16 protein-coding genes and 1 pseudogene are annotated in these 17271 nt (G+C 72.0%); 11 read left to right on the top strand and 6 right to left on the bottom strand.

The genetic code is table 11. The features are described 5' to 3' along the window. Window positions 1-9: 9 nt before the first annotated feature. The gene (locus AB0G35_RS04390; RefSeq protein WP_360943461.1) at window positions 10-1200 is read left to right on the top strand and encodes a M20 family metallopeptidase; all 1191 of its coding nucleotides are present in this window, start codon (window positions 10-12) and stop codon (window positions 1198-1200) included. Between the two features lie 97 nt (window positions 1201-1297). Continuing rightward, a pseudogene (locus AB0G35_RS04385) lies at window positions 1298-1465 on the top strand (IS5/IS1182 family transposase); the annotation flags it as partial. Window positions 1466-1489: 24 nt separating this feature from the next. On the opposite strand, the gene AB0G35_RS04380 reads toward AB0G35_RS04385, so the two are convergent. After that, window positions 1490-2524 carry a hypothetical protein gene (locus AB0G35_RS04380; RefSeq protein ID WP_360943458.1) on the bottom strand — a complete coding sequence of 345 codons (1035 nt, stop codon included), beginning with the start codon at window positions 2522-2524 and terminating at the stop codon, window positions 1490-1492. Between the two features lie 387 nt (window positions 2525-2911). Between AB0G35_RS04380 and AB0G35_RS04375 the strand changes: the two genes are divergently transcribed. After that, window positions 2912-3655 carry a helix-turn-helix domain-containing protein gene (locus AB0G35_RS04375; protein ID WP_360943455.1) on the top strand — a complete coding sequence of 248 codons (744 nt, stop codon included), beginning with the start codon at window positions 2912-2914 and terminating at the stop codon, window positions 3653-3655. 127 nt (window positions 3656-3782) lie between these two features. On the opposite strand, the gene AB0G35_RS04370 is transcribed toward AB0G35_RS04375, so the two are convergent. Continuing rightward, a complete protein-coding gene (locus AB0G35_RS04370) occupies window positions 3783-4133 on the bottom strand; it encodes a helix-turn-helix domain-containing protein (protein ID WP_360943452.1) in 351 nt (116 codons plus the stop codon). A 76-nt stretch (window positions 4134-4209) separates the two neighbouring features. Between AB0G35_RS04370 and AB0G35_RS04365 the strand changes: the two genes are divergently transcribed. Together AB0G35_RS04365 and AB0G35_RS04360 are read left to right on the top strand one after the other, a co-directional pair. Continuing rightward, window positions 4210-4869, top strand: coding sequence for an NAD(P)-binding domain-containing protein (locus AB0G35_RS04365; RefSeq protein ID WP_360943448.1), 660 nt, complete (start codon window positions 4210-4212; stop codon window positions 4867-4869). 65 nt (window positions 4870-4934) lie between these two features. Continuing rightward, complete coding sequence (locus AB0G35_RS04360; protein WP_360943445.1) at window positions 4935-7046, top strand: glycoside hydrolase; 2112 nt, start codon at window positions 4935-4937, stop codon at window positions 7044-7046. On the opposite strand, the gene AB0G35_RS04355 is transcribed toward AB0G35_RS04360, so the two are convergent. From AB0G35_RS04355 to AB0G35_RS04345, 3 genes are all read right to left on the bottom strand, one after another. Further along, the gene (locus AB0G35_RS04355) at window positions 7010-7675 is read right to left on the bottom strand and encodes a response regulator transcription factor (RefSeq protein ID WP_360943442.1); all 666 of its coding nucleotides are present in this window, start codon (window positions 7673-7675) and stop codon (window positions 7010-7012) included. The genes AB0G35_RS04360 and AB0G35_RS04355 overlap by 37 nt on opposite strands. Window positions 7676-7764: 89 nt before the next feature. Beyond that, window positions 7765-9102 carry a sensor domain-containing protein gene (locus AB0G35_RS04350; RefSeq protein ID WP_360943439.1) on the bottom strand — a complete coding sequence of 446 codons (1338 nt, stop codon included), beginning with the start codon at window positions 9100-9102 and terminating at the stop codon, window positions 7765-7767. Window positions 9103-9105: 3 nt separating this feature from the next. Then, the gene (locus AB0G35_RS04345) at window positions 9106-9546 is read right to left on the bottom strand and encodes a hypothetical protein (RefSeq protein WP_360943436.1); all 441 of its coding nucleotides are present in this window, start codon (window positions 9544-9546) and stop codon (window positions 9106-9108) included. A gap of 150 nt (window positions 9547-9696) precedes the next feature. Here AB0G35_RS04345 and nirB point away from each other — a divergent pair, with 150 nt between their 5' ends. From nirB to AB0G35_RS04330, 3 genes are all read left to right on the top strand, one after another. Further along, the gene (gene nirB, locus AB0G35_RS04340) at window positions 9697-12348 is read left to right on the top strand and encodes a nitrite reductase large subunit NirB (RefSeq protein WP_360943433.1); all 2652 of its coding nucleotides are present in this window, start codon (window positions 9697-9699) and stop codon (window positions 12346-12348) included. Then, window positions 12345-12764: a nitrite reductase small subunit NirD gene (gene nirD / locus AB0G35_RS04335; protein ID WP_360943430.1), complete on the top strand. Its 420-nt coding sequence runs from the start codon at window positions 12345-12347 to the stop codon at window positions 12762-12764. Before nirB ends, nirD begins: the two co-directional genes overlap by 4 nt. A gap of 212 nt (window positions 12765-12976) precedes the next feature. Beyond that, entirely contained in the window at window positions 12977-13924 is a 948-nt protein-coding gene (locus AB0G35_RS04330; protein ID WP_360943427.1) for an oxidoreductase, read from the top strand. Between the two features lie 138 nt (window positions 13925-14062). Here the strand turns inward: AB0G35_RS04330 and AB0G35_RS04325 are convergent, their stop codons facing one another. Next, window positions 14063-14617, bottom strand: a complete 555-nt coding sequence (locus AB0G35_RS04325; protein WP_360943424.1) for a hypothetical protein — start codon at window positions 14615-14617, stop codon at window positions 14063-14065. 457 nt (window positions 14618-15074) lie between these two features. Here AB0G35_RS04325 and AB0G35_RS04320 point away from each other — a divergent pair, with 457 nt between their 5' ends. The 3 genes from AB0G35_RS04320 to AB0G35_RS04310 all read left to right on the top strand — a co-directional run bounded on the left by AB0G35_RS04320 (window position 15075) and on the right by AB0G35_RS04310 (window position 17119). Then, on the top strand, window positions 15075-15872 hold the full coding sequence (locus AB0G35_RS04320; RefSeq protein ID WP_360943421.1) for a maleylpyruvate isomerase family mycothiol-dependent enzyme: 798 nt from the start codon (window positions 15075-15077) through the stop codon (window positions 15870-15872). A gap of 176 nt (window positions 15873-16048) precedes the next feature. After that, window positions 16049-16513, top strand: a complete 465-nt coding sequence (locus AB0G35_RS04315) for a hypothetical protein (RefSeq protein ID WP_360943418.1) — start codon at window positions 16049-16051, stop codon at window positions 16511-16513. A gap of 99 nt (window positions 16514-16612) precedes the next feature. Beyond that, window positions 16613-17119 (top strand): hypothetical protein, encoded by a 507-nt coding sequence (locus AB0G35_RS04310; protein ID WP_360943415.1) that lies wholly within the window; start codon window positions 16613-16615, stop codon window positions 17117-17119. Window positions 17120-17271: the final 152 nt, after the last annotated feature.

The raw sequence follows: 17271 nt of genomic DNA, 5'->3' as shown, positions 1-17271 counted from the left end.
GGGAGCCCCGTGAACCTCCGCGACGACGCCCGGGCGCTGTCCGACGAGCTCGTTCACCTGCGCCGCACGCTCCACCGGATTCCCGAGACGGGGCTCGAACTCCCCCGCACGCAGGAGACCGTGCTGGCCGCGCTCGACGGGCTGCCGTTGGAGGTCAGCACCGGCGACGGCCTCAGTTCGGTGACGGCGGTGTTGCGCGGGGGGCGGCCCGGTCCCACCGTCCTGCTGCGCGGTGACATGGACGCCCTGCCGGTCGCCGAGCGCACCGGGCTGGACTTCGCCGCCGACAACGGCCGGATGCACGCCTGCGGCCACGACCTCCACACCACCATGCTCACCGGCGCCGCGAAGCTGCTCAGCGCGCACCGCGAACGGCTCGCGGGGGACGTCCTCTTCATGTTCCAGCCGGGCGAGGAGGGCTACGACGGAGCGCGGTACATGCTCGCCGAGGGGCTGCTGGACGCGACCGGGCAGCGGCCGGCCGCGGCGTACGCGATCCACGTCCTCTCGGCGGGGCTGCCCAGCGGCGTGTTCCGGACCCGCGGCGGTACGGCGATGGCCGCCTCCAACACGTTGCGGGTGACGGTACGCGGGGAGGGCGGGCACGGATCGATGCCGCACCGCGCCAAGGATCCGGTGCAGGCGGGCTGCGCGATGGTGACCGCGCTGCAGGCGTGGATCACCCGTACCTTCGACGTCTTCGACCCGGTGATCCTCACCGTGGGCACCTTCCACGCCGGTACGAAGCAGAACGTCATCCCGGACACCGCGGTCTTCGAGGCGACGGTCCGCAGCTTCTCGGACGCGGCCCAGGCCCGCGTCAAGGACGGCACGGTGGAGGTGTGCCGCGGCATCGCGGCGGCCTACGGGGTCGACGTGGACGCGGAGTTCCAGGAGGTCTACCCCGTCACCGTCAACGACCACACCGAGGCGGACTTCGCGGCGGGCGCGGTCCGCGAGGCGCTGGGCGAGGAACGCTACGTACCGCAGGCGCAGCCCCTCCAGGGCTCGGAGGACTTCTCCCGCGTGCTCGCCGAGGTCCCCGGCGCCATGCTCTTCCTCGGCGCCCCGCCCCGCGGCGCCGACCCGGAACGCAGCCCCAACAACCACTCCCCGCTCGCCGAGTTCGACGACGCCGTACTGGCGGACGGCGCCACCCTCTACGCCGAACTCGCGGCGCGACGCCTCGCCTCGGCCTGACCCGGAACCCCGTGGCGATCGGCTACTACCGCGCGGGCCGGGTCATCGCCATCGGGCTGGTCATCGCGGGAACGGCGCTGCTGGGGCGGATGCGGGCACGGGCCTCGGGGGCTGCAGCGGGGTGACCTGCTGGCGCCGTCTGCGGGACTGGAACGAGGCCGGCGTGTGGCCCCGCCTGCACGAGACGTTGCTGGTTGAACTCCGCAGGTCCGGTCTACTGGAGATGGACGACGCGGCAGTGGACGGCTCGCATGTCAGAGCTCTCAGCAGCATCATCTGCTTGAGACGACTACGCACGGCGTTCTGAAATATCAGTAGGGCCGTCCTCACCCTGGACAGGCAACGCTGACGTTGCTGATTGGTATGCCTTGGCCATGGCGTGGAAGGAGCGCTTGGGTGCGAGACTGCCGTCGGGCATCAGCTTGCACACCCCGTAGGAGGCCATGTCGAGGTCGAAGCGCGGGTCGGCGTGGTGTGGGTACTCGTAGCCGGCGAAGGTGAACCAGAAGGCGGTGTCCACGCCTTCCTCGTCGAAGACGGCGAGCATCTCGCGCAGGTAGTGGGCCTGCTCTTCCTCGTCGCGGACGTAATCGCCGTTGATGCGGGGCGGATCGGCGTCGTGATCGACGACATCCACCCAGCCCATGCCGCCGCGCTCGGCTGCGCCCCGGTAGGTGCAGCAGCCGAATTCGGTCGCCGCGAGCGGCTTGCCGTGCCGGAAATACTCGCGCAGGCCCTGACGGAAGGCGTCACTGGAATCGCCGTAGGCGTCCGCACTGACGATGTCGAAGGGCGCCCAATCGACCTGTTCCCACGTTCCGGAGGCGTAGGTGATCTTTCCGCGGAATCGTGATCGCACCGTCTCTGCGATGTTGGCCAGCAAGGAGTTCAGCCGGGCAGGAAGCTCGGCGAGCCCGGCCAATGCCTCGGGGGCGCCGCTGGTCATGGTTTCGATTCTGGCGAAGCAGTCGTCTCCGGGGAGAAAGTCGGCGGCAAACAGGCTCAGCTCGCAGCCGGTGACGAAGACGTCCGCTCCCACCTCCTGGGCGCGGTCGGCACAGGTGGCGAAGTAGGGCAGCAGCTCTTCGGCGGACAGTTCGCAAGGGAATGGGGAGAACCAGACCTCAAGCCCGGCATCGGCGGCGTGCCGGGCGGCAAGGGCCAGTCGTCCCGGGTCGCCGCCGGTGATCCGCACGGCATCGCAGTGCAGGTCTTCTGCGATGACGCGGATCTCGCGTCGCACCGCGTCGGCGTCGAAGACGGGCCGCGAACTCTTTCCGCCCGGAGTGAAGCCAGTGTCGTAGGTGATGCCTTTGGCTCGCATGGGATGCTCCTGACAATCGATCGATATCTGGTGCTGCGCCTCACCGGGCGTCGGTGGGGGTCGGTTCGGCGGACGGATCGCATGGACGACTCGGGGTGTGTCCGGAGATCAGCTCGACGGCGACCTTGGCCGCGCTGCCACCTCGCTTCTCCCTGGGAGACCACCTGACACCTGCGTTCGGCGACCGGAGCCGAACGTTAGGTACGCGTCGAAATGCCAGTCAACGGCGATCTCCTCGGGACCGCGCTATTTGCGCTGGTCAGCTACGCAACTGGCGGTTGCAATGACAGTGGTGGTCAATGCACGGCGAAAGAGAGGTTGTTGCAACGATCGGCGACCAGTGCACACACTGTGTGCCGAGACGAACGACTCAGAGGAACCGACCCGATGCCAGGACGCAGGCTGACCCGAGCCGACCGGCAACAGATCGCCGCGGGGTTGGCGCAGCGCCTGAGTTACGCCGACATCGCCAGACGCCTGAACCGTCCCGCCTCGACGGTGAGCCGCGAGGTCGCGCGCAACGGCGGACCTGCCCGGTACCGCGCGGAACTGGCTCAGCTCGCGACCACCCACCGAGCCCAGCGCCGGCCGCAGCCCCCCGCCCCTGCGCAGCGGACCATCGAGCATCTCGGCCCCGACCCCGACGCAACGGCCGCGTTCGTCAGCGACCTCACCACAGCACTTGTCGGAACCGGCCTCCCGCGCACCGCCGCCCGCGTGATGGCCTGCCTGTTCGCCTCCGAGACCGGCAGTCGCACCGCCATCGAGATGGCGCAGCACCTGCACGTCAGCGCGGCGACCATCTCGCACGCGGTCCGCCTGCTGGAACGGCAGGATCTGATCCGCCGCGGTCGCGATGACCGGGGCCGCCGCCACCGGTATTTCCTCGACGACAAGGCGGGCTTGCGGACCGTCGTCGCCAGCGTCGCCGCCAACCAGCGGTTCGCCGCCACCGCGCTGCGCGGCGCCGAGCTCTTCGGAGCCGAGACCGCTGCCGGATCCCGGCTCGCCCTAGCAGGCCGATTCCTCGAACGCCTCGGCGACGACCTCATCCGCTCCGCTGAAAAGCACTGGCGTGACATGGTCGGTGACAGGAGCGACGCATACACGTTGACGAGCGACACGGAGTAGTACGCGACCTCACTCACCCTGGTGATCGACCAGGCATCCGAGAAGCCCCCGGAGCCTGAAGATCGCTCGCTGCGGCACCCCGATGAAAGTGCGTTGACGAATGCAGAGGAGGTCACGGGCTGGGCACTCACCCGCCCATCCGTTCCTGGGCGGCCATGACCTCATCGCCGTACTCGAAGGCCCACGCGCCGAATGCGTCGATCGGGCCGAGCAACGTCCGTCCCAAAGCGGTGAGGTCGTACTCGACACGGGGCGGTGCTTCGGCATACGCGTTCCGTGTCACCAGCCCGTTGAACTCCAGCCGCCGCAGCGTCTCGGTCAGGACCTTGGGGCTGATGCCGCCGATGCGCTCGCGTAGTTCGCCGGGGCGCATGGGACCGTCCCGCAGGACCCAGATCAGCACCGCGTTCCAGGTGTTGGAGAGGAGGTCGAAGGCGAGGCGGGCGCGGCAGTCGCTGAGGTAGGCGTCGGTCGTCACGTACCAAATGGTGCCTGACGGGTTTCCTAGTGTCGTCCCGAAAGCGGTTGGAGCGGATACGGAGAGGGGCGTATCGATGGAGATCGGTGTGCTGGGAACGGGGAACATGGCGGACGCACTGGCCACGCAGTGGGTGCGAGCCGGGCACGAGGTGTTCGTCGGAGGCCGCGACGAACAGAAGGCCCAGCGGCTCGCGACGCGCATCGGGGGCGGTGCAGGGCACGGGAGTCTGCAGGCGGCGGCCGACTTCGGCGAGGCGGTGCTGGCCGCACTGCCGTACGGCGCGGGAGCGGACGTCGTCAGGGAGCTTCAGCCGACGCTGAAGGGGAAGGTCCTGCTCGACTGCGCCAATCCGGTCGGGCCCGGCTTCCGGCTGCTGACGGAAGGCGGCCCCTCGGCGGCGCGCCGACTGGCTGCGGCGGTACCGGGCGTGCACGTCGTCAAAGCATTCAACCTCTGTCACGAGAGCGTGTGGCGGATGACCCCGCCGGTCTTCGACGGTCAGCCCCTGACCGTTCCGATCTGCGGGGACGACGAGGCGGCACTCGCGCTGGCACGCAAGTTGGTGCGGGACATCGGCTGCGAGCCGGTGGCCGGGGGCGGGCTGGACCGCGCCGGACTATTGGAGGCGACCGCCGCGCTGTTCATCGGGCTGTGGGTGGCGGAGCAGGCAGACGTAAGGGCGATCGCGCCGCCGCTGGCCTGTGCAACAGGTCCACGAGCCGAGAACGCGTGAGGCGTCCAGGGCATTTCGTCAGGACTTCTTAGAAGCCTCTTAAGACCGCTCACTATCCAGTCCCCATGACCTCTTTCACGATCTCCGGGGACCCCAACTCCCCTTCGCGCAGCGCCCTTCGACGGTCCCCGCGGGCCCGCCGGACCACCCGCGCCCTCGCCGCGTCCCTTGCCCTTGCCTCGACCGCTCTCGGGGTCACCGGATGTGACAGTGCCGCCGCCGGGACGCTGCACGGGAGCAAGTTGGAGCTGCCCGTGGCGGGTGGTACCGCCGTGGTCGACACCGAGACGCTCGCGGTGGATGCGCGTGCCGGGGACGGGCGGCGGATGGTGCTGTCGGAGGCGGCCGGGGGCGGCGGGCTCGGGAAGCCGGGGCCGGTGACGCGTACGGCGGACGGGGCGCGGTGGAGTTATCCCGCGAAGGGGCTGGCGGTGACGGCCGGCGTGGAGCACGGGCGGCTGCGGATCCGGCTGCGGTCGGAGCGGGACGGGTCGGTCAGCTGGCCGGTGACCGGGACGGACCGGGCCGCCTCGTCCGTCCAACTGCCGCGGGGTGAGGGGCTGGACATTCCGGTGCGGGATGCCTTCTGGAATTCCGGGGCGGAGAAGGGTGGGCTGGCCGGGAGCCAGGTCGATGTGGGGGCGGAGCTGGCGTTGCCGTTGTGGGGGTATGCGCTGGACGGCTCCGGCTCCGGCTCCCAGGGGGGCGGTGGGCGGTCCGGCGGGCGTGGCACCGGACGCGGGCACGGGGTGAGTTATCTCGTGCCGAGCGACATCGGGACGTCGTTGCGGTTCGCGTCCATGGGCGGGCGGTTGCGGAGTACTGCCGTCCATGCGTTTGACGGTGGTGAGGGCACCCGGGAGTACGTCGTCTCGTTCGCGCTCACCGATGGCAACCCGGTCGCGCCGGCGGCCGACTACCGGGCGTACCTCGCCCAGCGCGGGCAGCTCGGCAGTCTGCGGCGGAAGATCCGGCAGAACCCGGCCAACGCCAAGCTGCTCGGGGCGTTCCACGCGTATGTGTGGGGGGAGGCGCGGACCGCCGCCGGGGTCGACAAGCTCAAGCGGCTGGGCGTGGACCGGATGTGGCTCGGGTACGACTCCGGGCCCCACCCGATGGACGCCGCGGCGGTGCGGGCCGCCAAGAAGGCGGGCTATCTCGTCGGCCCGTACGACTCGTTCGCCAACGGGCAGGACCCGAAGACCGCCGACTCCCCCACCTCGGCGTGGCCGGACCGGGTGTATCCCGACTTCTGTATACGAAAGGCGGACGGCACCCCGGAGACCGGCTTCGGCGGCCGCGGCTGCTACCTCAGCTCGCGCGCCTTCGAGAAGGCCGAGCCCGGCAAGCACTATCTGGCCGACCGTACGCGCACCATGACCGCCAACGGGGCGGACAGCTACTTCCTCGACGTCGACGCGACCGGGGAGGTCTTCCGGGACCACGGCGCGGGACACGAGATGACGAAGGCGGGCGACCGGGCCAACCGGCTGGCCCGGATGCGGCGGCTGTCCCGGGACTTCGTGCTGGGCTCGGAGTCGGCCCAGCCGTGGGCCAACGAGGTGCTGGCGTTCGACCACGGCTCGGGCACCCCGGTCGCCGACGGCCTGTGGAAGCTGGAGCGCGACAAGCCGGCCTGGGGCGGCTACGCCCCGGAGAACGCGCCGACGGCGTTCTTCAAGCCGGTGCGGCTGCCGGCCGGCCTGGCGAAGTCGATGTACGACCCGAAGTACCGGGTGCCGCTGTACGAGACCGCGCTGCACGGCTCGCTGGTCAACGCCGAGCGCTGGGAGCTGTCGTACGAGAAGCTGCCGGCGCAGAAGACCACCCGGGCGCTGCTGGCGATGCTCTCCAACACGCCGCTGAATTACGTGCTGGACGGGCCTTCGCTGAGCGAGCACGGGCGTGAACTCGCCGCGCTTCAGCGGTACTTCGCGCCGTTGCACCGGGCCGCGGGGACCGAGCGGATGACGTCCTTCCGGTGGCTGACCGGCGACCGCACCGTCCAGCGCACGGTCTTCGGCGACGGCACCCTCACCGTCACCGCCAACTTCGGCAGCACCGCCCACGACGGGCTGCCGGCCGGCTGCGTCGACGCCCGGCTGCGCACCGACGCGCAGCCGCGCCGGCTGTGCCCGGCTCAGCTCACCCCGGCGGGACCGGCGGCCTCCAGGTAGCGCAGTACCGCGAGCACCCGGCGGTGGTCCGTCTCCGAGGGCGGGAGGCCGAGCTTGGCGAAGACATGGGCGATGTGCTTCTCGACCGCCCGCTCGGAGACGGTCAGGGCCGTGGCGATGGACTGGTTGGTGCGGCCCTGCGCCATCAGGGACAGCACCTCGTGCTCGCGCGGGGTGAGCGCGTCCAGCGCCCGGGACCGGCGGCTCGCGCCGAACAGCTGGCCCACCACGTCCGGGTCCAGCGCGGTGCCGCCGGCCGCCACCCGTTCCAGCGCGGCCACGAACTCGCCGATGTCCATCACCCGTTCCTTGAGGAGGTAGCCGACGCCGGCGAAGCCCGCGCCGAACAGCCGGTCGGCGTAGGCCGTCTCCACGTACTGGGAGAAGATCAGCACGCCGGTGCCGGGGTGGTCGCGGCGGAGCCGGACCGCCGCCCGCAGGCCCTCGTCCGTATGGCCGGGCGGCAGACGGATGTCCACCACGGCGGCGTCCGGGCGGTGGGCGGCGACCGCCGCGAGCAGCGCCTCGGCGTCCGCGACGGCGGCCGCGACGGTCACCCCGCGCAGCTCCAGCAGCTGCACCAGGCCCTCGCGCAGGATCGCGGAGTCCTCGGCTATGACGATGCGCATGGGGTCCCCCGTCGGGTCGTCGGTCGTCGGTCGTCGGTCGTCGGATCTGCCCCGTCCGCCCTTCCCGTGCGCTCCCCACCGGGCGCCCTTCATGCGGGTGCCCGGCCCGTTGCCGGGTACGGGAGGCGGACGGTGATCACCGTAGGGCCGCCGGGCGGGCTGTCGCAGGCCAGCGTGCCGTCGACGGTGCGGATCCGGGCCCGCAGTCCGGTCAGGCCGGTGCCCGCGCCGACCACGGCACCGCCGCACCCGTCGTCCCGTACGGTCAGCAGGAGGGCCGCACCCGCCGGCCCGGCGTCCGCGGGCTCGGTCCGTGCGTCCACCGTCACCCGGGACGCGCCGCTGTGTTTGACGGCGTTGGCGAGCAGCTCCGCCGCGCAGAAGTAGGCGAGGGACTCCAGGGCCGGGGAGGGGCGCGGGCCGAGGGCGGTGTGCAGGGTGACCGGCAGCGGGGCGTCCGCGGTGAGGGTGGCCAGGGCGGTTTCCAGGCCCTGGTCGAGCGCGGGCGGGTGGATGCCCCGGACGAGGTGGCGCAGATCGGTGACGGCCCGGGTGGCGTTGTTCCGGGCCGTCTCCACCACGGCGAGCAGCCGTTCCCGGTCGGCGTCCTGGGTGATCAGTTCGCGGATGAGGGTGAGGTGCATGCCGAGGCCGACGAGCCGGGCCTGGGTGCCGTCGTGGAGATCGCGTTCGATGCGGCGCAGGGTGGCCACGGCGTCGTCGACGGCGTGCGCACGGGTCTCCTCCAGGGTGCGGATACGGGCCTCCGCGGCGCTCGGCCCCAGCAGGGCGCGCAGCAGCAGCCGGTGCGGGGCGCCGGCCCGGCGCACCAGCCAGGGCGCGAGCAGGACGAGCAGCGCCCCGGCGGCGACCACCACGGTCCAGCGCGGCCAGCTGTCGAACTCCACGCCGTGGATCTGCAGCGACACCCTGCGCACCGAGCCGTCCGCGCCGCGCAGGGTGACGTAGTTCCAGCGGCGCAGGACGGGGTGGGCGAGCGCCAGCAGGCCGTAGACGTAGCCGACCAGGACGGCGAGCAGCGGCGGCAGGGCGGTGAACGGGGCGAGCAGGGCGGCGGCGACGGCCCGCCAGCCGGCCGGGTCACCGAGCAGTGCGCGCCGCCAGCCGAACGCCCCGCGTGCACCGCGCCGCCCCGCCGGTTCGATGTCCACGCCCAACAGGCGTCGGGCGAGGGTGAGTTGGAGCCCGGCCAGGGCGAGGGCGCCCCGTACCGTCAGGGCGATCAGCCAGGGGCCGAGGGCCGTCCACGACAGCACCGCGCCCACCGCCAGCCCGGCCGGCACCAGGACCAGTCCGCAGAGGGCGAGGGGCGCGGCGAGCAGGGCGTGCGCCGCGGCGGCGAGGGTGCGGGGGGCGAAGGGGGCGGTGAGGGCGGTGAGGGCGGTGGCGGCGGTCCGGGTACGCACGGGTCAGCGGGGATGCCGGGCCAGCCAGATCCCGCGTCCCGCGGCGCTCAGCACCAGCGCGGCCACCACCGGGCCGAAGGCCATCAGGACGACGCCCGCCCCGATGTTCGCGCCGATGGTCCCGGCGGTCAGCACCCGCCATCCCCAGCCGACCAGCAGTCCGGCGGCCAGCAGCGGGGCCAGCACCTGCCACCAGCGGCGGTCGAAGGCGTGGTGGCAGGTGGCGCGGGCCAGCGCCACCGCGCTCGCCACCACGGCGGTCAGGGCCAGCACGCCCAGCTCGGTGTCCAGGCCCGGCGGCAGCTCCGGGGGACGGACGAAATAGTCCAGCCGGGACGGCGGTACGCCCTGGTAGTCGTCCTGTCCCAGCAGCCCCCACACCGCGACCGGTAAGGCCACGGGCAGCACGGCGGCCGCCGCCGTAGGTGTCCCCGGTATCTTCATGCGCCCATGATGGCGGGCGGCCCCCAGGGGCGGCATGAGTAGGGGTACTCACCGCCTCACACGGCCCCCGCCCCCGCACTGAGGCAGGCGTTCCGCCCGGGAAACAGACCAGATGCCGTCGGGTAACAGCGGCCCCGCACGCTGACGCCCATGACCTCCACTCCTTCGCTCCCGGACGCCGCACCGGCCACCCCTCCGGACACCGCCCCCACCATCGCCCTGATAGGCCACGGCATGGTCGGCCAGCGCTTCCTGGAAGAGCTCGCCGACCGCGGTGTGACCGAACGGGCACGGGTGGTCGTCCTGTGCGAGGAAGGCCGCCCCGCCTACGACCGGGTCCAGCTGACCTCGTACTTCTCCGGCCGCAGCGCCGACGACCTGAGCCTGACCGATCCGGACTTCCTGGCCCGGCACGGCATCGAACTGCTCCTCGGCGACCCGGCCACCGCCGTCGACCGGACCGCCCGTACGGTCACCGCCCGCTCCGGGCGGACCGTGCGCTACGACGCCCTGGTGCTGGCCACCGGGTCGTACCCGTTCGTCCCGCCGGTGCCCGGCAAGGACAGCGCGGGCTGCTTCGTCTACCGGACGATCGACGACCTGCTGGCCATCGAGGAGTACGCGAAGAACGCGCGCACCGGTGTGGTGGTCGGCGGCGGGCTGCTCGGCCTGGAGGCGGCCGGTGCGCTCAACGGGCTCGGGCTGCGCACCCACATCGTGGAGTTCGCGCCGCGGCTGATGGCGCTCCAGGTCGACGAGGGCGGCGGCCGCGCACTGCGCCGTACCGTCGAGGAGATGGGCCTGACGGTCCACACCGGCGTCGGCGGCAAGGAGATCGTCGCGGACGAGGCCGGGGCGGTGACCGCCATGGGCCTGTCGGACGACTCCCGGATCGAGACCGACCTGGTCGTCTTCTCGGCCGGGGTCCGCCCCCGTGACCAGCTCGCCCGGGACTGCGGGCTGCCCGTCGGGGAGCGCGGCGGCATCGTCATCGACGAGCAGTGCCGCACCGAGGACCCCGCCGTCTACGCCATCGGCGAGTGCGCACTGGCCGTCGACGGCCGGGTCTACGGGCTGGTCGCACCGGGCTACGACATGGCCCGGGTGGCCGCCGCCGACCTCGCCGGCCGGCTGACCGAGGCCGCCGCGCTCGCCGACGGGCCGGCGGAGCCCGCCGCGGACCGCCCCGGCTTCACCGGCGCGGACCTGTCCACCAAGCTGAAGCTGCTCGGTGTGGACGTGGCCTCCTTCGGTGACGCGCACGGCGCCGCAGACGGCTGTCTCGACGTGGTCTACTCCGACTCCCGCAACGGCGTCTACAAGAAGCTGGTGATCGGCGCCGACGGCACGCTGCTGGGCGGGGTGCTGGTCGGCGACGCCGAGGCGTACGGCACGCTGCGCCCGCTGACCGGCACGGTGCCGCCCGTGGCGCCCGAGCAGCTGGTGCTGCCGGCCGGTCTCGCGGAGGGCGGCGGCGCCGCGCTGGGCCCGGACGCGCTGCCCGGCGACGCGGTGATCTGTAGTTGCCACAACGTCACCAAGGACGCCATCCAGGCGTGCGCCACCCTCCCCGAGGTCAAGCAGTGCACCAAGGCCGGTACCGGCTGCGGCAGTTGCGTGAAGCTGATCGGGCAGCTGCTGCCGCAGTCCGAGGACCAGGGACTGTGCGGCTGCTTCCCCCACACCCGCGCCGAGCTCTACGAGATCGTCCGGGTCCGCCGGATCACCTCGTACGCCGAACTGCTGGACGCGTACGGCCGGGAGGAGGCGCGCGGCGGCGAGGGCTGCGAGGTCTGCAAGCCCGCCATCGGTTCCGTGATCGCCTCCCTCGCCCCCTCGGTCGGCGCCGACGGCTACGTCCTGGGCGGTGAGCAGGCGGCGCTCCAGGACACCAACGACCACTTCCTCGCCAACCTCCAGCGGAACGGCTCCTACTCGATCGTGCCGCGGATCCCGGGCGGTGAGATCACCCCGGAGAAGCTCATCGTCATCGGTGAGGTGGCGCGCGACTTCGGGCTCTACACGAAGATCACCGGCGGCCAGCGGATCGACCTCTTCGGTGCGCGGGTCGACCAGCTCCCCGCCGTCTGGGCGCGCCTGGTGGACGCCGGCTTCGAGTCGGGCCACGCGTACGGGAAGGCGCTGCGCACCGTGAAGTCGTGCGTCGGCGAGACCTGGTGCCGCTACGGCGTCCAGGACTCCGTCCGCATGGCGATCGATCTGGAGCTGCGCTACCGGGGCCTGCGCGCACCGCACAAGCTGAAGTCCGCGGTCTCCGGGTGCGCACGGGAGTGCGCGGAGGCCCGCGGCAAGGACTTCGGCGTGATCGCCACGGCCGGCGGCTGGAACCTCTACGTCGGCGGGAACGGCGGCGCCACCCCGCGCCACGCCGATCTGCTCGCCCAGGACCTGAGCGACGCCGAACTGATCCGGCTGATCGACCGCTTCCTGATGTTCTACATCCGCACCGCCGACCGCCTGGAGCGCACCTCCGCCTGGCTGGAGCGGATCGAGGGCGGACTCGACCACGTACGCGACGTCGTGGTGCACGACTCCCTCGGGCTGTGCGACGAGTTGGAGGCGCTGATGGCCGCCCATGTCTCGCACTACCGCGACGAGTGGGCCGAGACCCTCGGCGACCCCGAACGGCTGGCCCGTTTCGTCTCGTTCGTCAACGCGCCCGGCGCGCCGGACCCGTCCGTCCGCTTCGTCCCGGAGCGTGACCAGGTCAAGCCGGACCTGACGCTGCTGGCCGGACCGACCCTGCCCGTTCGCACTCTGGAAGGGACCTCTGCCCGATGAGCCTGATGACCACCACCGTGTCGCCCGGAGCGGCTCCCGTTCTCCCACAAGCCACCGCCGGCACGGCGACCGCCTTCGTCGAGATCCGCTGCCCGGAAGGCGGTGACTGGCTCCCGGTCTGCACGCCGGACGACCTCACCCCGGGGCGCGGGGTGGCCGCCCTGCTCCCGGACGGCACCCAGGCCGCGCTGTTCGCGGACCGGGCCGGCCGGGCGTACGCGATCGGCAACCGCGACCCGTTCACCGGCGCCCAGGTCCTCTCCCGCGGCCTGACCGGCAGCGTCGACGGCCGGCCGTTCGTGGCCTCGCCGCTGCTCAAGCAGCGCTTCGACCTGGAGTCGGGCGGCTGCCTGGACGATCCGTCGGTGTCGATCCCGGTGTACGAGGTGCGGGTGCGGGTGCGGGGCAACGACTGAAAAGCAGCGGTCCAGCACCTGGCGGAGGGCGCGGGCGAGGAGGGGCGGTTGCGGCTTACGCCGATGTGCGTGCCGGCCCGGGGAGTCCGTGCGGGGGACCCCGGGCCCGCCGCCGGGCCCCAAGCTACTCGGGCGTAGGCTGGATGATCCGTCGGCTCGTCGGCCGCTGGCCCCACGCCCCGGCCGCCGGCCCCGTAGGGAGGAGTGCAGGCGTGACCCGGTGGAACACCAGCCACATCCCCGACCAGACCGGCCGCTCGGCGGTGGTCACGGGCGCGAACAGCGGCATCGGCTACATCACCGCACGCGAACTGGCACGCCGCGGCGCCCGTGTGGTGCTGGCCTGCCGCAGCGCCTCGCGCGGCACGGCGGCCCTGGACCGACTGCGGTCCGAAGTCCCCTCCGCCGAGGCCGAGTTCCGCCCGCTCGACCTCGCCGACCTGTCCTCCGTACGGGACTTCGCGGCCACCCTCGACGACGTCACCGGCGACCGCCTCGACCTGCTCATCAACAACGCGGGCGTGATGGCACTGCCGTACCGCACCACCGCCGACGGCTTCGAGATGCAGTTCGGCACCAACCACCTCGGCCACTTCGCGCTCACCGGACTGCTGCTGCCGCGGCTGCTGGCCACCCCGGGAGCCCGGATCGTGTCCGTCTCCAGCATGCTGCACGCGCTCGCCGACCTGGACCACGACGACCTCAACAGCGAGCGTACGTACCGGCGTTGGATCGCCTACGGCCGTTCCAAGAGCGCCAATCTGCTCTTCGTCCACGAGCTGACCCGGCGGCTCGCGGCGGCCGGGTCGCCGCTCGTCGCGGCCGCCTCGCACCCCGGTTACGCGGCCACCAACCTGCAGACCGCGGGCGCCCGGATGGAGGGCCGCAACGCGGCGGAACGGGTCATCGGGCTGGGCAACCGCCTGATCGCCCAGCCGGCGGAGGGCGGCGCGCTGGGCACCCTCTGCGCGGCGACCGCCCCGCACATGCGGCCGGATTCCTTCGTCGGTCCGCGCAACGGGCTGCGCGGCGCCCCGGCAAAGTCCTTCCGCGCCCCCTGGACGAAGAACGACGCGAACGGCGAGCGCCTCTGGGCCGCCTCGGAGCAACTGACCGGCGTGCACTACGACTTCTCCGTGGCCGCCCGGACGTCCGGCTGAGCGCTCGCTCCGGCCCGAAAGCGCCCACTCGGGCCGGGAAGCGCTCGCTCGGGCCCGAAAGCGCCCACTCGGGCCGGGAAGCGCCCACTCGGGCCGGGAAGCGCTCGCTCCGGGAACCCGCACTTCCGCCGTCCGTACTCATTCCAGCCCGGACGCCTCGAACACCGCCCGTGCGCCGTCCTGATCGATCCGGTCCGCCAGCGCCTGGAGCGTCGCCGCGCCGCAGCGCAGCAGTCCGCGCTCACGGGAGCGGCAAACGCCCTGGTCGAGGCGGTGCCACAGTACGGGGTTGGCGCTGAGGACCTTGGGATCCAGCTCGACCCGGCCGCCCCGGGCGTCGCGGAGCACCAGCCGCGGCGCCATCCCGTCGGTGCGCCGTACGACGACGAGCCGGTCGGTCTCGACCCGGTGCCCGCGCACCAGCCCGCGGGACCTCAGCCAGCCGTCCCCGGCCGTCACCCGTGTCGGGAAGAGGACCGCGAACAACACCAGCGCGACGGCCACCCAACACCCGGCACGCCACGGCGTGAGCGTCCCGTTGGCGAGGTCGACCAGCAGCATGACGACGAGCAGCCCGACGGTGCAGCAGAGCGCGGCACGCAGTTCGGGCAGCCAGGTCCGGTCGTACACGGTCCTGTTGGCGGGCGGGGGTGGCGGTATGGCCGACCGGGCGACCGGCTGCCGCCGCGCCACCCGCCGCCCTCCGCCATCGCCCCCACCGTCCCCGTTCCCGTCACCATTCCCGTTCCCGTCCCCGTTCCCGTCCCCGTCTCTGGTGAAGCCGGGCCCCAGGCCCCGTCGCCGTCCCATGCCTCGACGCTAGGGCGGCGCACCGGCCCCTCCCCAGGCGTTTACAGGGCACTGATGCGGCCCCTCCGAACCTTGACGCGGTGATGACGCGACGTTGACACGGGCGCCGGAAAGCGGCCATGCGGGGCACCCGATCCGGCCGTGCGGCGCGTGCCGGCCCCAGACCAGCGGCAGCAGCGGCGGGCGCAATCGACGGGGCCGCTTGACGACGGAACCGGCTGACAACCGACCTGGTGGACGACGAGCCGGTTGACGACCGGCACAGCCGGCCGATGTCGGTAATCACCCCATTGGTGACGTCACAGCGATCTCTGTCGGCGTTGCCCCCTACGGTGACGTCATGCCCTCCGTGATGGATTACGACAGCCACTGCACCGAAATCGTCACCCAGTCCCTCCTGCTGGGCTCCGCCCTCAAGGAGCACACGGACCTCAGCCCCGTCGTACCGTCCTGCCCGGACTGGAACCTCGCCCAGTTGCTGCGGCACCTGGGCGAGGCCCACCGCTGGGTGGCGGAGGTCGTACGGACCCGGGCCACCGCACCCCCGCCCGACACCGCCCTCCGCGTCCTCTCCCAGGACACCACCGAGCCGCCCGCCGCGCTCGCCGGCTGGCTCATCGACGGCGCGGAGCTGCTCGCCGCGACGCTCCGGACCGCCGGCCCGGACGCCCGTATCTGGACCCCGCTGCCCTCCGGGAGCCCCCGTTTCTTCGCGCGCCGTATGTGCCACGAGACGGTCATCCACCGGGCCGACGCCGCCCTCGCCATGAACACCGGCTTCTCCGTCACGCAGCCGGTCGCCCTCGACGCTCTGGACGAGTGGATGGAACTCGGCTCGCTGCCCGAGATGTTCGACTACCACCCCGACCGCCGCGCCCTCCTGGCCCCCGGTCGCACGCTCCACCTCCACGCCACGGACACCCCGCCGGAGGCCGCCGCCGACTGGCTCGTCGACCTCACCGGCGACACCCTGGCCTGGCGGCGCGCCAAGGAACCGGCCGCCGTCTCCGTCAGCGCCCCGCTCACCGACCTGCTGCTCCTCGTCTACGGCCGCCGCTCCTCCGACCAGGAAGCCTTCACCGTCACCGGCGATGCGGACCTGCTGGAGTTCTGGCTGTCGCTGGTCAACTTCGAGTGAGCGTCTTCGCGTCAGCGGCTTCGCGTCAGCGGCTTCGCCTGAGCGTCCCGCCGGAATGATCCGGGCGATCATCGAAGGTCGTGTCCTCGGACGAGCAATCGGGCCACCAGCGCGTGAGTTAAGTTGACCATCGTCGATGGGATCGTCGACCGGATCAGCGCTCAGGAGGCAACAACGTGACCGATTCCGACCAGACGGGAAGCGACCCGACGGCGAGCGGCAAGCCGACCGCCAACCCGGCAGGAAACAATCCCCACGCAGGCATTCCGTCGGTTGCAGGGAGCCACGGGCCTCTGCCCCCCACGCCCCCGCCGTTGCCGCCGCAGGTGGCGGACGAGGGTCCCTGGACCGTCCCGGCGAACGCGGATGAAGCCCTGGAAATCGGCCACCAGCTTCTCCCCGAGCTCGGCTCGCCCGGCGCCCCCGTCAGCCTGCTCGTCCACGAATTCGACCTGGGCTACCTGATCCAGGCGGGCTGGCCGCTCCCAGAGGACCCCACCGCCCCTCCCGCAGAGCCGGGCGGGAGCAACATCGTCATCGCGAAGGACACCGGCAAGGTGACCTACATTCCCAACTACCCCCCGCAAAGCGCCATGGAGCACTACCGCCAACTTCGTCGCCGCAAGGAATCGGGGGAGTGAAGGCGGGGCGGTGGCAGCACCACCGAGGTGTCAGCCCGCCCCGCTAAGCTTTACCTTGAACATCTCATTGGGTAACCGTTACGAACGCGGGGGGGCGTTGTGGCCGGAGCAGGCGGCTTCCAGACCGATGTGGAGTCCCTCAAATCCGAGGGCACGACCTTCACCAAGCTCGGCGAAGACTTCTACCAGTCCGTGGCGCGGCTGATGAACGGCCTGAGCGCGCTGGGCGCCGGCCCGCCGGCCGACCCCTCGAACCAGCCCAAGCCGGAGGAGAAGTCGTTCGGCCAGCAGTTCATCAGCGGCCTGACGACGTTCGACAGCAAGGACGGCGCCCCGCCGTGGGGTGACGATGACATCGGCGAGAAGTTCGGCGTGGCCTACGAGGGCGTGCGCGACGGCATGTACGAGTCGATGGGCCACCTCTCCGCGAAGCTCCAGGAGATCGGCAAGGCGCTGACCGATATGTCCAAGAACCACGCGGAGAACGAGGACTTCAACGACGCGCTGATGAAGCAGCACGTCGAAAACAAGCAGGCGTGGCAGGACCCGACGAAGCAGCAGCCCGACGAAGTGGTCACCACCGCCTGGTACCCGGCCAAGAACTGAGCCTCCGAGCTACCGAGCCGCCGAGCCACCGAGCCACCGAGCCACCGAGTCCACCAACCGGATCCCCCACCCGGCCGGACCACACACCCTGCCGGGTCACACCTCGTGTGACCCGGGTCAGGCCTCTGACGAGCGAGCCTCCCCGCGGGGCC

Source organism: Streptomyces sp. NPDC021749 (assembly GCF_040640655.1).
Classification (GTDB): Bacteria; Actinomycetota; Actinomycetes; order Streptomycetales; family Streptomycetaceae; genus Streptomyces.
This window is presented reverse-complemented; position numbering and strand designations above follow the sequence as displayed.